At 64.5% G+C, this 13,447-nt stretch carries 12 protein-coding genes and 1 pseudogene; 5 read left to right on the forward strand and 8 right to left on the reverse strand.

The genetic code is table 11. The annotated features are described in order from the left end of the window. The first annotated feature begins 229 nt into the window (after positions 1-229). Together HP547_RS19520 and HP547_RS19525 are read left to right on the forward strand one after the other, a co-directional pair. Positions 230-865 (forward strand): hypothetical protein, encoded by a 636-nt coding sequence (locus HP547_RS19520; RefSeq protein WP_172287123.1) that lies wholly within the window; start codon positions 230-232, stop codon positions 863-865. Continuing rightward, positions 865-1,488 (forward strand): metalloregulator ArsR/SmtB family transcription factor, encoded by a 624-nt coding sequence (locus tag HP547_RS19525; protein WP_172287124.1) that lies wholly within the window; start codon positions 865-867, stop codon positions 1,486-1,488. Before HP547_RS19520 ends, HP547_RS19525 begins: the two co-directional genes overlap by 1 nt. A gap of 148 nt (positions 1,489-1,636) precedes the next feature. On the opposite strand, the gene HP547_RS19530 is transcribed toward HP547_RS19525, so the two are convergent. Continuing rightward, on the reverse strand, positions 1,637-1,972 hold the full coding sequence (locus tag HP547_RS19530) for a helix-turn-helix transcriptional regulator (protein ID WP_172219430.1): 336 nt from the start codon (positions 1,970-1,972) through the stop codon (positions 1,637-1,639). 51 nt (positions 1,973-2,023) lie between these two features. Here HP547_RS19530 and xenA point away from each other — a divergent pair, with 51 nt between their 5' ends. Then, entirely contained in the window at positions 2,024-3,115 is a 1,092-nt protein-coding gene (xenA, locus tag HP547_RS19535; protein WP_172287125.1) for a xenobiotic reductase XenA, read from the forward strand. Positions 3,116-3,236: 121 nt separating this feature from the next. Here xenA and HP547_RS19540 read toward each other — a convergent pair whose 3' ends face one another. From HP547_RS19540 to HP547_RS19560, 5 genes are all read right to left on the reverse strand, one after another. Next, positions 3,237-4,484: an FAD-binding oxidoreductase gene (locus HP547_RS19540; RefSeq protein ID WP_172287126.1), complete on the reverse strand. Its 1,248-nt coding sequence runs from the start codon at positions 4,482-4,484 to the stop codon at positions 3,237-3,239. Between the two features lie 2 nt (positions 4,485-4,486). Beyond that, positions 4,487-6,064 carry an aldehyde dehydrogenase (NADP(+)) gene (locus tag HP547_RS19545; RefSeq protein ID WP_172287127.1) on the reverse strand — a complete coding sequence of 526 codons (1,578 nt, stop codon included), beginning with the start codon at positions 6,062-6,064 and terminating at the stop codon, positions 4,487-4,489. Between the two features lie 148 nt (positions 6,065-6,212). Beyond that, positions 6,213-7,160, reverse strand: a complete 948-nt coding sequence (locus HP547_RS19550) for a dihydrodipicolinate synthase family protein (protein ID WP_172287128.1) — start codon at positions 7,158-7,160, stop codon at positions 6,213-6,215. Between the two features lie 42 nt (positions 7,161-7,202). Continuing rightward, the gene (locus HP547_RS19555) at positions 7,203-8,129 is read right to left on the reverse strand and encodes a 4-hydroxyproline epimerase (protein ID WP_172232500.1); all 927 of its coding nucleotides are present in this window, start codon (positions 8,127-8,129) and stop codon (positions 7,203-7,205) included. Positions 8,130-8,297: 168 nt separating this feature from the next. Further along, positions 8,298-9,914 carry an APC family permease gene (locus HP547_RS19560; protein WP_172287129.1) on the reverse strand — a complete coding sequence of 539 codons (1,617 nt, stop codon included), beginning with the start codon at positions 9,912-9,914 and terminating at the stop codon, positions 8,298-8,300. 377 nt (positions 9,915-10,291) lie between these two features. Between HP547_RS19560 and HP547_RS19565 the strand changes: the two genes are divergently transcribed. Further along, positions 10,292-11,074, forward strand: coding sequence for an AraC family transcriptional regulator (locus tag HP547_RS19565; protein ID WP_172287130.1), 783 nt, complete (start codon positions 10,292-10,294; stop codon positions 11,072-11,074). On the opposite strand, the gene HP547_RS19570 is transcribed toward HP547_RS19565, so the two are convergent. Then, positions 11,062-11,949, reverse strand: coding sequence for a LysR family transcriptional regulator (locus HP547_RS19570; RefSeq protein WP_172287131.1), 888 nt, complete (start codon positions 11,947-11,949; stop codon positions 11,062-11,064). The two genes, HP547_RS19565 and HP547_RS19570, sit on opposite strands and share 13 nt — an antisense overlap. Before the next feature lie 275 nt (positions 11,950-12,224). Between HP547_RS19570 and moaB the strand changes: the two genes are divergently transcribed. Continuing rightward, complete coding sequence (moaB, locus tag HP547_RS19575) at positions 12,225-12,761, forward strand: molybdenum cofactor biosynthesis protein B (RefSeq protein WP_172225566.1); 537 nt, start codon at positions 12,225-12,227, stop codon at positions 12,759-12,761. A gap of 216 nt (positions 12,762-12,977) precedes the next feature. Here the strand turns inward: moaB and HP547_RS19580 are convergent. Continuing rightward, positions 12,978-13,447: pseudogene (locus HP547_RS19580) on the reverse strand (hypothetical protein); the annotation flags it as partial.

A 13,447-nucleotide genomic window follows, 5' to 3' on the forward strand; every position in this document is an offset into this window, starting at 1 on the left:
CTCGGACTGGTCTCGATACTGGATACGATCAACCGGCTTAGCCGCATAGCTTGAACCGCCGTGTACGGAACCGTACGCACGGTGGTGTGAGAGGACGGCGGGTGTGAGCCCGCCTCCTACTCGATTGTACAAAAAACCACTGATCGGAAACCTGGCAGGCGCGCAATAAAAACATATATTGATGCTTAAATTAATCTTGTCAGTCGATCCCCTCAAGGAGGGTGCCGTCATGAACACCAAGATTGCTGCACTTGTGCTGTTCGCCCTGTGCGCCCAGCCGGCATGGAGCCAGAGTTACGCCAGCACCGCTGCCGCCAAACCCGCCGAATCCGCTGCAGTGACCACGCGCATGGCCCTGCGCGACCTGTGGGTCGAGCACATCTTCTGGGTTCGCAACTACGCCGTGGCCAACCAGGCCGGCAACGCCAGGCAGGCTGCAGTGGCCGCCAACGAAGTGGTTAGCGATGCGACAAGAATCGCCAATAGCATTGCTCCGCTTTATGGCCAACCCGCTGCCGACCAGTTACTGAAACTGCTGGCGGGCCACTGGGGCGCAATCAAGCATTACAGCGATGCCACCGTGGGCAAGGACAAAAAGGGCCAGCAAGCGGCGGTTGATGAGCTGACAACCAATGCCAAGGCCATCGCTGCATTCCTGGCCAAGGCGAACCCAAACTTGCCCGAGGCGACCTTGCTGACGCTGCTCAGTGCCCACGGCGGCCACCATGTGGTGCAGATTGACCAGTTGGCGGCCGGCGACTATGCCGGTGAGGCACGCACCTGGGCGATGATGCGCGAACACATCCTGACCCTGTCCGACGCCCTGGCTGCCGCGTTGGTCAAACAGTTCCCGGACAAGTTCTGATGCTCGAAGGCCTGGGCCGTACCCAAAAGGACCTGCTCTACACGTTGCTGCATCAGCCGGCCGGCATGAGCATCGACGACCTGGCGCAGGCCCTGGCCATCACCCGCACAGCAGTGCGACAACACCTGGCCGCGCTGGAGCGTGACGGACTGGTCAAGCGCGGCGCCACTCGACCAACCGGGCGGCGCCCGGAGCAGTTGCACGAACTGACCGAGCATGCCCGCGAGCAGTTTCCCCGCCAGTACCCGCTATTGGCCAACCTGCTGATTGCCGAAGTGGCTGGCCTGGTGGGGCAGGAGGCGTTGCTGGCGCTGATGCGTCAGTTGGGGCGCAAGCTGGCGGCGGACCTGGAGCACCAGGTGGTGGATGAGGCGCGCATCGTCGAGCATATGAACAACGCGGGGTATGAGGCGCAGGTGTTCTTCCGTTCGACGGGGGAGCCGCAGATCGTCGCGCACAACTGCGTGTTCCATCACCTGGCCAAGGTGCATCCGGTGGTGTGCGAGCTGGACCTGGCGTTGATCGGCACCTTGGGAGGTGCCGAGGTCAGCCATGAGGAATGCATGCTCAGGGGAGGGCAGGTGTGCCGGTTTGCCCTGATCCATGCAAAACCTGCAAGCTAATGCGGCCCTTGTAGGAGCGGCCTTGTGTCGCGAAAGGGGCGCGTAGCGGCCCCCGGAATTCAGCTTCGCCGCACATATGGCCGGGGCCGCCTTGCGGCCCTTTCGCGACACAAGGCCGCTCCTACATGGGCCGAGTTAGGCTGCCAAGTTACTGTTGGCGCAGGATGCACTCCAGCAACCCGGGAAACCGCTCACCCAGCATCTCGCTACGCAGCGAATTCATGTGGGTAGTCCCCACATTGCGGGTATGCACCAGCCCCGCATCGCGCAATACGCGGAAGTGGTGGGACATGCTCGATTTCGGCCGCCCGCCGTCCAGCTCGCCGCAGCTGGCTTCGGCAACGCCCGCCAGGTGGCGCACGATACCCAGGCGCACCGGGTCGCTCAAGGCATAGAGCAGGCGTTCCAGGGTCAGGTCTTCAGAATTGGGGTGTGGGTAGGCTCGCATGGTCGTCATCATAACGGGGCTATCATTAATTGCCATAGTTCGATTATGATCGAACTATCGTAATCAAATAGCCCGGGAGTTCTGCCCATGTCCGCTTTGTTCGAACCCTACACCCTCAAGGACGTCACCCTGCGCAACCGCATCGCCATTCCGCCCATGTGCCAGTACATGGCCGAGGACGGCATGATCAATGACTGGCACCACGTGCACCTGGCTGGCCTGGCCCGTGGCGGCGCCGGCCTGCTGGTGGTCGAAGCTACCGCCGTGGCGCCGGAAGGCCGTATTACCCCCGGCTGCGCGGGTATCTGGAGCGATGCCCATGCCCAGGCGTTCGTGCCGGTGGTGCAGGCGATCAAGGCCGCCGGTTCCGTGCCGGGCATCCAGATCGCCCACGCCGGGCGCAAGGCCAGCGCCAACCGGCCGTGGGAAGGTGACGACCACATTGCTGCCGATGATGCCCGCGGCTGGGACACCATCGCCCCGTCCGCCATCGCCTTTGGCGCGCACCTGCCGAAAGTGCCGCGTGCAATGACCCTGGACGACATCGCCCGGGTCAAGCAGGACTTCGTCGATGCCGCACGCCGTGCGCGCGATGCCGGCTTCGAGTGGATCGAGCTGCACTTTGCCCACGGCTACCTGGGCCAGAGCTTCTTCTCCGAACACTCCAACAAACGTACCGACGCTTATGGCGGCAGCTTCGACAACCGCAGCCGCTTCCTGCTGGAAACCCTGGCGGCGGTGCGTGAAGTGTGGCCGGAGAACCTGCCATTGACCGCGCGTTTCGGTGTGCTGGAATACGACGGCCGCGACGAGCAGACCCTGGAAGAATCGATCGAGCTGGCGCGCCGTTTCAAAGCCGGCGGCCTCGACCTGCTGAGCGTGAGTGTCGGCTTCACCATTCCTGACACCAATATCCCGTGGGGCCCGGCGTTCATGGGGCCGATTGCCGAGCGCGTGCGCCGCGAGGCGAAGCTGCCGGTGACTTCGGCGTGGGGCTTTGGTACGCCGCAGCTGGCGGAGGCCGCGTTGCAGGCCAACCAGCTGGACCTGGTTTCGGTAGGGCGTGCACACCTTGCTGACCCGCACTGGGCCTACTTTGCGGCCAAGGAGCTGGGGGTGGAGAAAGCCTCCTGGACCTTGCCGGCGCCGTATGCGCACTGGCTTGAGCGGTATCGCTGAGGCACAGAGGGGCTGCTTTGCAGCCCATTCGCGGGTAAACCCGCTCCCACAGGTACAGCACCAGTTCAAAACTGTAATGACCCTGTGGGAGCGGGTTCACCCGGGAATAGGCCGGCACAGGCTAAAACCGGTCCAACCGGTAGGCTGCCATCTCTGTTCCGCTGGCCCGCTCAGCCAACCGCCCCACCCATTCCGCCGTCACCGCCGCCTGCGTCAACCCCAAGTGCTGATGCCCAAACGCCAGCAGCACCCGCCCATCACACACCCGGTCAATCACCGGCAGCGAGTCCGGCAACGAAGGCCGGAATCCCATCCATGGCGTTGCACCGTCAGCACTCAAATCCTCCCGGAACAATCCCTTGCTCAACCGATGCAACTGCCACGCCCGCTGCATGCTCGGCGGCGCTTCCAGCCCGGCGAATTCCACCGTACCGGCTAGTCGCAGCCCGTCAGCCATGGGCGTCATGATGAACTTGCGCTCCAGCGAAGTGACCGCAAACGGCAGACGCTGATGCTCGCCTGGCAACATCAGGTGGTAGCCGCGCTCAGTGTCCAGCGGTACCCGCTTGCCCGTCAGCGCATGGGTCAGCCGTGCCGAATGCGCACCACAGCTGACCAACACCTGGCGAGCATCGAACGTGCCGCAGTCACTGTTCAGGCTGACGCCGGCGCTGTGCAGCTGTCCGCCATCGACCTGTGCCTGGACAAAGCGCACACCACTGGCCTTGGCCGCTTCGAACAACTCGCACACCACCCGGTAAGGGTCGATGAAGTGCCCGGTACGCGGGAAGAACAGCCCGCCCAGCAACGACGTGCTCAACTGCGGCGCCGCTTCGCGCACGCTTTGCGCCGACCAGAGGTCCACCGGCACCGCCTGCTGCTGCAGGCGTGCGCGCAAGGCCTCCAGTGCCCGGCGCGATTCAGGCCGCTCGAACACCAGCAGCGAACCGTCCTCGTGAAACAGCTCGCTGCGCCCGATCGACCCCAGCAGTCGCTGCCAGGCGCCCAGGCTGCCCTCGTTCAGCGCCCGGATGCCGGCCACGCTGCGCTGGAACGGCGCCGGGCGCAGGTTGAGCAGCAGGCGGGTGAACCAGGGCATGGCTTTGGGCAGGTATTTCCAGTCCAGGCGCAGCGGGCCCATCGGGTCCAGCAGCATGCGCGGCAGGCGCTTGAGGATCGACAGGTCGGCAATCGGGAATACTTGTTCAGTGGCCAGGTGCCCGGCATTGCCGTAGGACGCGCCCTGGCCCGGCGCCTGGCGGTCTATCAGCAGCACCCGGCGGCCCTGGCGGGCCAGTTGCAGGGCGCAGGCAACGCCGACAATACCGGCGCCGACCACGGCGATATCGGTTTCAGCCGTTTCGACCATGCTCAGGCTTCCCGTTTGCCGTCAAGCAGACGCCGCAGCTGCAGCGGGTTGCCGTGCTTGAGCGCTTGCGGCAGCAGGGCATCAGGGAAGTCCTGGTAGCACACCGGGCGCAGGAAACGCAGGATCGCCGCCGTGCCCACCGAGGTGGTGCGGGCATCGGAGGTGGCCGGGAACGGCCCGCCATGCACCATGGCGTCACACACTTCGACGCCGGTAGGCCAGCCATTGACCAGGATGCGCCCGGCCTTGCGCTCAAGGGTTGGCAGCAGCGCGCGGGCGCTGGCGATGTCGGCCTCATCCAGTTGCAGGGTGGCAGTCAGCTGGCCTTCCAGGTGTTCGGCCACCTGGCGTACCTGCTCATCGCTGGCGCAGGCCACGACCAACGATGCCGCACCGAACACTTCGGCTTGCAACGCAGGGTCGGCCAGGAACGCTTCGGCCTGGGTGACGAACAGCTGCGCCTGGCACTGGTTGGGGCCCAGGCCAACCTGGCCGCTGGCGGCCGCCTGCGCGTTGGGGTTGTGCGCCAGGGCGTCGACGCCGTTCTGGTAGGCGCTGAAGATGCCTGCTGTGAGCATGGTCTGCGCTGCGGCTTGGTGCACGTGCTCGCTGGCGGCGCTGATAAAACGCTGCAGTGCCGGCCCCTGGCGGGCGATCACCAGGCCGGGGTTGGTGCAGAACTGGCCTGCGCCCTGGGTCAGCGAGGCGACGAAACCTTGCGCCAGTGCCTCGGCGCGCGCCTGCAGCGCGGCATCGAACAGGAATACCGGGTTGATCGAACTCATCTCGGCGTACACCGGGATGGGTTCCGGGCGCGCCTGTGCCGCCTGGCACAACGCCACCCCACCGCTGCGCGAGCCGGTGAAGCCAACCGCCTTGATGCGCGGGTCGCTGACCAGTGCGATGCCGACTTCGCGGCCAGCACCGTACAGCAACGAGAACACCCCGGCCGGCAGGCCACACAACTTCACCGCTTGTGCCACCGCCTGGCCGACCAGCTCGCTGGTGCCGGGGTGAGCGCCGTGGGCCTTGACCACCACCGGGCAGCCAGCGGCCAGGGCCGAGGCGGTATCGCCACCGGCCACCGAGAACGCCAGCGGGAAATTGCTGGCGCCGAACACAGCCACCGGCCCCAGGGCCACCTGGCGCTGGCGCAGGTCGGCGCGTGGCACCGGCTGGCGTTCGGGCAGGGCGTTGTCGACCCGCACGTCCAGCCATTCGCCGGCCCGGACCACGCGGGCGAAGGTGCGCAACTGGGTGCAGGTACGCCCACGCTCGCCCTGGATACGCGCCTTGGGCAGGCCGGTTTCGGCTACAGCGCGGTCGATCAGTACATCGCCCAGCGCTTCGACCTGCGCGGCGATGGTTTCGAGGAACCGGGCCCGTTGTTCCAGCGAAGTTTCGCGGTAGGCATCGAACGCCTCCCAGGCCAGGGCACAGGCCTGGGCCACGTGTTCGCCGGTGCCGCCGAGGTAGGCGGGTTGCAGTGCCTGGCCGGTGGCCGGGTTGACCGCGTGGATGGCTTCGCGGCTGCCGGTTACCGGCGTCTGGCCGATGAGCAGGTTGCCTGTCAGGGTCATGGAGCCTCCTTGGGCTTCAGGTATGAGGGGCCGCTGCGCGGCCCATCGCCGGCAAGCCAGCTCCCACAGGATCATCACCGGCCTCAGGCCTGTGCAGTCTCTGTGGAGCTGGCTTGCCGGCGATGGGCTGCGCAGCGGCCCCGGGTTATCAGGCGATGTTCTGCTCGGCCGACCAGCTGGCATACCAGCTGCGGAACAGCGCGTACTGCTGCTCGGCATAGTTGCGCTGGGCGTCGGTCAGTGCGTCGGTTTCGTTGAAGTGCAGGCCGTACTCGCGGTCGCCGTTCAGCACCATCAGGTGCTTGTAGTACAGCACCAGGTCGCAGCCTTCATCGAACGACGACAGCACCGCCAGCGCCGCTTCCAGCTCGCGTGCCAGGCGGCGGGCCTTGGCATCGCCCTTGGCCGCCTGCTTGCTCAGGCTCACCAGGTGCAGCACTTCGCGCGGCAGGGCGTTGCCGATGCCGGTGATGGCGCCGGTGGCGTTGCAGTTGACGAAGCCATGCACCACCTGCGTGTCGACGCCGACCATCAGGGTCACGTCGTCATCCTTGGAGGTAATGTGCTCGGCGGCATAACGCAGGTCGGCGCCACCGCCAAATTCCTTGAAGCCGATCAGGTTGGGGAACGCGCTGCGCAACTCGAAGAACAGGTCGGCGCGGGTGGCAAAGCCGTAGTAAGGGCTGTTGTAGATCACCGCCGGCAGCTTCGGCGCGGCAGCGAGAATGGCCGAGAAGTGGTGTTTCTGGGCGATCAGCGAGGCACCGCGGCTGAGCACGCGGGGGATGACCATCAGGCCGGCGGCGCCTACCTTGGCGGCGTGGGCAGCATGGGCCACGGCCTCGCGGGTGTTCACCGCGCCGGTGCCGACGATGGTCGGGATGCCGGCGGCCACCAGGCGCGCCACGCCTTCCTGGCGCTCGGCTTCGGTCAGTAGCGGCCAGTCGCCCATCGAGCCGCAGTAGACCACGGCGCTCATGCCGGCTTCGATCAATTCGCGGCCTTTGCGCACCAGGGCGTCGAAGTCCGGCTTGCGCTCGGCGGTGCAAGGGGTCATCAGGGCGGGCATGGTGCCGGTGAAGATGTTGTTAGTCATTGATGTAGCTCCTGGCGGTATTCAGTCGGGATAAAAGCGGGGTCAGATGCCCCAGGCGAACGGGTCCTGTTCGTCGATCAGCAAGGTGCTGTCGGCGGTCATGTAGGCGCGGCCTGTGATGAACGGGCGAATGCGTTCGCCGTCGCGCTCGTAGCGGCCATGGAACTGGCTGCCGGTGATGCTGGCCTGCACCCAGGTCTGGCCTTCGTCCAGCTTGCCGTCGGCAGCCAGGCAGGCCAGCTTGGCGCTGGTGCCAGTGCCACAGGGCGAGCGGTCGTAGGCCTTGCCGGGGCACATCACGAAATTGCGGCTGTCGGCGTTGGCGTCGTCGGCGAACAGCTCGACATGGTCGATGGGGCCACCGTTTTCACCGGTGATGCCCTGGGCTTCGAGGGCCTTGAGCATTGCCCAGGTGTATTCGGTCAGCGCCTCGCGGTTGCCCAGTTCGATGCGCTGGCCGTGGTCGGATACCAGGAAGAACCAGTTGCCGCCCCAGGCGATGTCGCCGCGCACCACGCCATGGCCGGGCACCTCCACCGCCACTTGTTGGCGGTAGCGGTAGGAGGGCACGTTGCCGACGGTGATGGCGCCGTCTTCATGCAGGGTGGCACTGACCTGGCCGACCGGCGTGTCGATCTTGTGCACGCCAGGTTCGATCAGGCCCAGGTGCTGCAGCGAGGCGACGAGGCCGATGGTGCCGTGGCCGCACATGTTCAGGTAGCCGGCGTTGTTGAAGAAGATCACCCCGCAGGTGGCGTCGGGTGATACCGGTGGGCAGTACAGTGCGCCGACCAGTACATCGTTGCCGCGTGGTTCCAGCAGGCAGGCGCGGCGCCATGGATCGTGCAGCTCGCGCAGTTCGTCGCGCTGCTCGGCCATGCTGCGGCCGTGCAATTGCGGGAAACCTTTCATCACCAGGCGGGTGGGTTCGCCGCCGGTGTGGGAGTCGATGACGTGAATCTGTTTCATGGGCTCGTCCATTGTTTGATCTGCAGGGTCTTGTGCTGTTTATGTTGGCCTCATCGCCGGCAAGCCAGCTCCCACAGGTATTGCATCGGCCTCTGGGGTATTGCATCCGCCTCAGGGGCAGCGCAGCCCCTGTGGGAGCTGGCTTGCCGGCGATAGGGCCAGTATCCTTCACCGAGCCAGCGCGGCCGGGCGTTGGCCTGCCAGCGGCTCTTGGATGGCTTCGCTTTCGTCCTCGCCTTCCAGGCGCACCAAATGGGCCGGCACGCCAGTGGCCGCGCCCCAGTAGTAGATGCCCAGCGCACAGGCGGCCACGGCCACGGTGTCGAGCGGGTGGCCGATCACCCCCAGGCCGCCGAAGCTGCCCAGCCACGACAGCAGGATGGTCACCGCGTAGAATCCGATCAGCCACGCCGACGAGCGCACTTGCTGGGCCAGTGACAGGTGCTGGGTGGGCACGAACCGAGCGCACAGCAGGTACAGCACGAACATCACGATTTGCAGCGCCAGCAGCCACGACACGGTGTTCCAGCCGGACCAGTACACGATCAGCGCGGCGATGATGAACGACAGCGGGCCGAGCACGGCCATGCCCTTGACCCGGAACGGGCGCGGCATGTCGGGGGCGTTGCGGCGCAGCGCGGCGACGGTGACCGGGGCTACGGCGTAGCTCAGTACCAGGGCGGCGGAGACCACGTTGATCAGCGCCTCCCACGACGGGAACGGCAGGGTCCAGAACACCGACAGGGCAAAGGTCAGCCACAGCGCCGGGCGCGGGATGCCGGATTCGGCGTCGATGCGGGTGAAGTACTTGAAGAAGGTGCCGGTCTGCGCCCAGCCATAGATCACGCGCGGGGTGGCATTCATGTAGATGTTGCCGCAGCCGCTGGGCGAGATTACTGCGTCGGCCACCACCAGGTAGGCCAGCCAGCCCACGCCTAGGGCCAGGGCGATGTCACGGTAGGGCAGGGCCAGTTGCTTGGTCACGCTGGCCCAGCCGTCGGCCAGCATTTCGGTCGGCACGCTGCCGAGGAAGGCCAGTTGCAGCAGGGCGTAGATCGCGGTGGACAGCAGCACCGAGAGGATCAGCGCAATCGGGATGGTGCGCTGCGGGTTTTTCACTTCGCTGGCTACCGAAATGATCGGCGTCAGGCCCAGGTAGGCGAAGATGATGCCGCCAGCCGACACGGCCATTTCCACGCCCGACAGGCCGAACGGAGCAAAGCCCTGGACCTCGAAGTTTTCCGGCTTGAAGAAGGTGAACAGCACGCCGATCACCAGCAGCGGCACGATGAACTTGAACACGCTGACCAGGTTGTTGGCCTTGGCGAAGGTTTTCACGCTGCGGTAGTTGAGGAAGAAGAACAACCCCAGCAAGGCGAACTGCACCAGCCAGCCGAGCACGGTCGGGTCGCTGGAGCCGGCCTTGGTCAGTTCGGGGAACCAGGCGGCGGCGTATTGGCGCGAGGCGACCACTTCGATGGCGATCAGGCTGGAAAAGGCGATCAGGGTGATGAAGCCCATCAGGTAACCCAGCAGCGGGCCGTGCGAGTACACCGGGTAGCGCACCACGCCGCCAGCGCGGGGCAGGGCGGCGCCCAGTTCGCAGTAGACGATGCCCAGCAACAGGACGGCGAAGCCGCCGAGGAACCAGGAGAGGATGCCGGCCGGGCCGGCGATGGCCGAGACGTGGCTGGCGGCGAACAGCCAGCCGGAGCCGAAGATGGCCCCCAGGCCGATGAAAGTGAGGTCGAGCAACGACAGCTGTTTCTTGAATTTGCCTGACATGGGTTCGCCTTTTTGTTGGTTATTGGATAGGCAGGTCTGATGTCACGAGGTGCGGCTTTCTGGGCCGCGCTCTTGTTGCATGTGGGCGGCTTGCGTGGGGCATAGAATGGGCCGATCGGGGCGAGGGTTCTTGATGGTTTTCTGCAAGGGGCATGACGAAATCGGCACAGTTGCAAAAAATTTGTGGCGGGGTTGAAGGCCGGTGGATAGGCTGAAAGCCATACCGCGCAAGGGCTGTAGAGATTCAATCGGTGCACCGGCCTCTTCGCGGGTAAACCCGCTCCCACAGGTCCTGCGTGGCCTTCGAAAGCTGCGAGGTGAGTATGGGAGCGGGTTCACCCGCGAAGAGGCCGACACAGCAAACCGAGATAAAGCAGATGACCGTCACCCCCCTGGCAACCCTGTACCAGTCCCTCGATCAGCACCGCCCCGCCACCCTCGAGGCCCTGCTGGCCGGTGTCTCGCTGCTGCTGCCGATCCTCGACGCCATCCCCAACGCCGCAATCTTCATCAAGGACCCGGCCGCCCGCTACGTGCTGGCCAACAACACCCTGGTCCAGCGCTGCGGCCTCAAGCGCCTGCAGCCGTTGCTGGGCAAGACCAGCGCCGAAGTGTTCCCGGCACAGCTGGGCCCCGGCTACACCGAGCAGGACCGCCGCGTACTCAAGGAAGGGCTGGTGCTGGAAGACCAACTGGAGCTGCATCTTTATGGCAGCCGCGAACCCGGCTGGTGCCTGACCCACAAGCGCCCGCTGCACAACCAGGCCGGGGAGATCATCGGCCTGGTCGGCATATCGGTCGACCTGCAGTCAGCCGCCGACAGCCACCCCGCCTACCAGCGCCTTGCCGCCGTCGACGAACACATCCGCCAACACTTCCACCAGCCGATCAGCATGCGCGAGCTGACCCGCATCGCCGGCATTTCCGTGGCTCAGCTGGAGCGCTATTGCAAGCGGGTGTTCCACCTCACACCCCGGCAGATGATTCACAAGGCGCGTCTGGAACATGCCCATCGCCTGCTGCATTCAGAGCTGCCGATTACCGAGGTGGCAATGCGCTGCGGCTACACCGACCACAGCGCGTTCAGCCGCCAGTTCAAGCAACTGACCGGCTTTACCCCGCGCCAGTACCGCCAGGCGACCGGCGATCAGCTGGCCTGAAACAGCGCCCGCGCCTGGTCAAAGCACTGCTCGGCAATCGCCGAACGCGGCTCGCTGCGGCGCAGCAGCAGGCCCACTTGGCTATGAATGGCGGCGTCGGCCACCGGCAGGATGCGCAAGTGCTCGCTGAGGTCTTCCAGGCCGCAGTCCAGCGGCATGATCGCGCAGCACATGCCGGTGTTGATGGCCTGGATCAGCTGGAAGCTCGAGTCGCTTTCCAGCACTGCATTGGGCTCCAGGCCACGGCTGCGGAAGCTCAGGTCCAGCGACTGGCGGTAGTGCATGCCTTTGCTCAGCAACCCCAGCGGAATGTCGCCGAGTTCGTCCCAGCGCAAGCTGTCGCTGGCAAACCGGAAGTGCCGGGTGTCATGCAGCAGGCCCATGGTGGTGATGCCCAATTCGATCACTTCGAAGAAGCTGGTGTTGACCTGGTCCAGGTAGCAGATGCCCAGATCGAGCTGGTTGCGGCTAAGGCCGTCGATGACCTGTTCCGAGCTCAGCGAACTGAGCTGGAAGTGCAGCTCCGGGTATTTTTCCCGTAGCGGCAGCAGCAGGTGCATGGGGTTGAAACTGGCCAGCGGCACCGTGCCCAGGCGCAGGCTGCCGACCACCTGGCCACGGCAACTGGCGGCTTCGGCCTGCAGGCCGTCGTGGGCGGCCAGCAGGGTGCGGGCCCAGGCCAGAATGCGCTCGCCGGCCTCGGTGAAGCCCTCGAAGCGCTGGCCACGCTTGACCAGTACCAGGTCCAGTTCGTCTTCCAGGTTGCGCAGGCGCATGGACAGCGTCGGCTGGGTGATGTGGCACAGCGCCGCCGCCTGGCCGAAGTGGCGGGTCTGGTCGAGGGCGATGAGGAACTTGAGCTGCTTGATGTCCATGGAAGTGCCTGGCATGCGGGGTGTGTTGACCTTAACCAACTCTGCGGTGGCTGGCCATTGTTTGATGGTGCCCGTGCGGGCCCTGTCGCTAGCAAGCCAGCTCACTCAGGACATTGCCCTCAAGGCCTGCGCCGTACCTGTGGGAGCTGGCTTGCCGGCGATAGGGCCGGTACAGGCAGCGATAGACCTTGTCGATGAAGCAGTTCGCCATATCGATTGGACGCTTTCAGCCCATGTCTCTAGCGTGGCGCAAATGCCATTCAAGGAGCTACACCGTGCGCGTCCAACCCGATGCGGTCTTCGTCCCGCTGAACATCGCCGTACTGACCGTCAGCGACACCCGTTCCTATGACAACGACACCTCTGGCCAGCTGCTGGCCAGCCGTTCGGTGGAGATCGGCCATCGCCTGGTGGCGCGGGCGCTGCTCAAGGACGACCTGTACAAGATCCGCGCTCAGGTGGCCACCTGGATTGCCGATGAACAGGTGCAGGTGGTGCTGATTACCGGCGGTACCGGCTTTACCGGCCGCGACAGCACGCCGGAGGCGGTCGAGTGCCTGCTGGACAAGCGCATCGACGGTTTTGGCGAGCTGTTCCGGGCGCTGTCGATTCTGGATATCGGCACCTCGACCGTGCAGAGCCGAGCCTTGGCCGGGTTGTCCAACCGCACGCTGGTGTGCTGCCTACCCGGCTCCACCGGGGCATGCCGCACGGCCTGGGAGGGGATTCTGGCGGAGCAGCTGGATGCCCGCCACCGGCCGTGCAACTTCGTCAAGCATCTGATCCCCGGTCAGAATGCGGGTGAGGTGTAGGCTCTGTATGAAAAGTCTTGATACTCGGTGATGCTGCGTTGAAAACAGCCTCGGAATGTTCATTTACAACCCGTAAAGTCGGGCGCGACCCCGACCGTTCCTCGGCTGTTTTCGCCTTGCCTGATTTTCGTCTCAAGACTTTTCACACAGCGCCTAGTATTGAGTGTCTTGATCAGATTTACATGCCCTTTGCAAAGTTCAGTCATCTGAAAGGGCTTAACTACCTGTGGGGTTGAAGCGGGTTGCAGCATCGAATTCTCGAATAAGCTTCATATAGCTTTGACTGTCCCAATCTGGGCTAATTTGCGATTTGTGAAAATAGGTCTGTTCCAGGCCCGCCTCCCTAAGTCGTAAGTTGGCTAGCACCCTAAGGTGGTCATTTTGGTCGGCGTTAAAGTACTTGCTCGTTACAATTCCGAGAGGTAATGGTGCTTCCGAGATATGCTCAGCGCGTTCGGCAAAGGTTTGAAGAGGGCGATTGAGTCGTTTGCTTCCTGATATTTTGCCTTCGGCAAATCCCCATTTGGACCCGAAATCTCTGCCGAAGTCAAATCCTGATGCATATCCTTCTTTATGGCCTTTGTTATACCCAGAAGAATGGCCGGCACTGAATCCTTCTTCATACCCCTGTTGTCGGCCACGCTCAAATGCGGCATCTATTTTTTTAGTATTGGGCTTTATTCGTA

Source organism: Pseudomonas sp. CM27 (genome assembly GCF_013179515.1).
Lineage (GTDB): Bacteria > Pseudomonadota > Gammaproteobacteria > Pseudomonadales > Pseudomonadaceae > Aquipseudomonas.

Bases quoted from the DNA above. Each gene is read 5' to 3' on its own strand.
- HP547_RS19540 (WP_172287126.1), bottom strand. From the start codon at position 4,484: ATGGTCGAAACGGCTGAAACCGATATCGCCGTGGTCGGCGCCGGTATT.
- HP547_RS19520 (WP_172287123.1), top strand. From the start codon at position 230: ATGAACACCAAGATTGCTGCACTTGTGCTGTTCGCCCTGTGCGCCCAG.
- HP547_RS19560 (WP_172287129.1), bottom strand. From the start codon at position 9,914: ATGTCAGGCAAATTCAAGAAACAGCTGTCGTTGCTCGACCTCACTTTC.
- HP547_RS19550 (WP_172287128.1), bottom strand. From the start codon at position 7,160: ATGACTAACAACATCTTCACCGGCACCATGCCCGCCCTGATGACCCCT.
- HP547_RS19530 (WP_172219430.1), bottom strand. From the start codon at position 1,972: ATGGCAATTAATGATAGCCCCGTTATGATGACGACCATGCGAGCCTAC.
- HP547_RS19545 (WP_172287127.1), bottom strand. From the start codon at position 6,064: ATGACCCTGACAGGCAACCTGCTCATCGGCCAGACGCCGGTAACCGGC.
- HP547_RS19525 (WP_172287124.1), top strand. From the start codon at position 865: ATGCTCGAAGGCCTGGGCCGTACCCAAAAGGACCTGCTCTACACGTTG.
- HP547_RS19565 (WP_172287130.1), top strand. From the start codon at position 10,292: ATGACCGTCACCCCCCTGGCAACCCTGTACCAGTCCCTCGATCAGCAC.
- HP547_RS19555 (WP_172232500.1), bottom strand. From the start codon at position 8,129: ATGAAACAGATTCACGTCATCGACTCCCACACCGGCGGCGAACCCACC.
- HP547_RS19570 (WP_172287131.1), bottom strand. From the start codon at position 11,949: ATGGACATCAAGCAGCTCAAGTTCCTCATCGCCCTCGACCAGACCCGC.
- xenA (WP_172287125.1), top strand. From the start codon at position 2,024: ATGTCCGCTTTGTTCGAACCCTACACCCTCAAGGACGTCACCCTGCGC.